The following is a 2,077-nucleotide window of genomic DNA, read 5'->3' as shown; positions in this document are numbered from 1 at the left end:
CATGGGCGGCCAGGTAGCCCGGCGCGACCGGCTCGGCGACCGCCAGCCCCAGCACTGCCTGACGCGGCGGCGGGACATCCGGCGACAGCCTGGCCGCATCGACGCGATGCTGCACCGGGTCGGGCTGGACATCGGCGAGCGCGGCCTGCGCCGCACGCATCAGGAAATCGTGCACCAGGCGGCTGTCCCGGAAGCGCACTTCGTGCTTGGCCGGGTGCGCATTGACGTCCACCTGGCGTGGATCCAGCTCCAGAAACAGCACGAAGGCCGGATAGCGGCTGCTGTGCAGCACGTCGGCGTAGGCCTGGCGCAGCGCGTGGGTGACCAGCTTGTCCCGCACGCTGCGGCCGTTGACGTAGAAGTACTGCAGGTCGGGCTGGCTGCGCGAGAAGGCCGGCAGTACCAGCCAGCCGTGCAGACGCAGGCCCGCGCGCTCGGTGTCGATCGCGCGCAGGTAGCGGACGAATTCCGCACCGCAGATCTGGGCCATCCGGCGCTCGCGCATGCCCGCATCCAACGCTGCCGGCAACGCATAACGAATGCGGCCATCGTGTATCAGCCGGAACTCGACATCGAATCGCGCCAACGCCAGACGCTGGAAAACCTGCTCGATATGTGCGAATTCGGTGCGCTCACTGCGCAGGAACTTGCGCCGGGGCGGTACGTTGTGGAACAGGTCACGGACCTCGACCGTCGTACCAGCATCCAGCGCGGCAGGTCGTGGCGCGCCGGCCTCGCCCGTCAGGCTCCAGGCCATGTCGCTGCCGGCGGCGCGCGAGCTCAGCACCAGTCGCGATACCGAGGCGATGCTCGGCAGTGCCTCACCGCGGAAACCCATGCTGCGCACGGCTTCCAGCTCCGCCAGGCTGGCGATCTTGCTGGTGGCGTGTCGTGCCAGCGCCAGCGGCAGCTCGTCGCGCGGAATACCGCCGCCGTCGTCACGCACGCGGATCAGGCGCAGGCCGCCCTGCTCGATCTCGACCTGGATGCTGCGCGCACCGGCATCGAGGCTGTTCTCTACCAGCTCCTTGACCACCGAGGCAGGTCGTTCCACGACCTCGCCGGCTGCGATCTGGGAGATGAGCTGTTCGGGCAGGACACGGATGGGCATAAGCCCGGCCATGATAGCCGGGAAGGGCTTGTCATGCCCTGCGGAGGGGGGCAGCGGCCTGCATCGCAGGCCGCACCCAACACGCAACAACTAGCCGTTGCTGGCGTCGGCGGTGGCGACGGTGCTGGGACGGTAATTGGAGAAATAACCGCGGATGCCGCGCATCAGCGCGCGGGCGATGCTGTCCTGGTGCTGGGCGTCGCTCAGCTTGACTTCCTCGTGCCGGTTGGAAATGAACGCGGTTTCCACCAGCACCGAGGGAATGTCCGGCGACTTCAGCACCATGAAACCCGCCTGCTGCACATCGCGCTTGTGCAGCGGGTTGATCTGGCGCATCTCGCCGAGCAGGCGGTTGGCGACATCGAAGCTGGCCTCCAGCGAGGTGTCCTGCAACACGCTGAGCAGGAAGGCATCGCGATCGTCGCGGCCGCTCAGCTGTACGCCGCCCACCAAGTCGGCGGCATTCTCACGCTCGGCCAGCATGCGCGCGTGCACACTGCTGGCGCCGCGCTGGGACAGCACATAGACCGAGGAACCGCGCGCGCTGCGATCGGGAAAGGCGTCGGCGTGGATGGAAATGAACAGGTCGGCCTGGGCCTTGCGCGCCTTGAGGGTACGCTCGCGCAGACCGATGTAGTAGTCGCCGTCGCGGATCAGCACGGCCTTCATGCCCGGCTCGGCATTGACCAGTTTGGCCAGCTTGCGCGCGATCGACAGTGCGACATCCTTCTCCTTGGTGCCGCGGGGCCCGCGTGCGCCCGGGTCTTCGCCACCATGGCCGGCATCGATGGCGATGACGATCTGATCCATGGCCGGCCGGCCGTCCGGCGCCGGCTGCGCCGGCGCCTCCGCCAGTTCGACGGCCGTGGCCGCGTTTTCCGCTATCAAGTCGACCACCAGGCGGTGGCCGTATCCGCCGTTCGGCGGGAGGATGAAGCTTTCCGGCTTGGCCCGTGACTTCAGATC

The 2,077-nt window shown here is 68.0% G+C and carries 2 protein-coding genes; both read right to left on the bottom strand.

Going from position 1 to position 2,077, the window contains the following annotated elements; translation table 11 throughout:
• The coding region (gene mutL / locus VNJ47_01150; GenBank protein ID HXG27442.1) for a DNA mismatch repair endonuclease MutL at positions 1-1,111 on the bottom strand (1,111 nt) is incomplete at its 3' end.
• Between the two features lie 90 nt (positions 1,112-1,201).
• Positions 1,202-2,077 (bottom strand): N-acetylmuramoyl-L-alanine amidase (locus tag VNJ47_01145; GenBank protein ID HXG27441.1); only part of this gene is annotated, 876 nt, incomplete at its 5' end.

The sequence above is a fragment of the Nevskiales bacterium genome, assembly GCA_035574475.1.
In the GTDB taxonomy this organism is placed as follows: domain Bacteria; phylum Pseudomonadota; class Gammaproteobacteria; order Nevskiales; family DATLYR01; genus DATLYR01.
The sequence above is the reverse complement of the archived record's forward strand: the minus strand, read 5'-3'. Positions and strand labels throughout refer to the sequence as shown.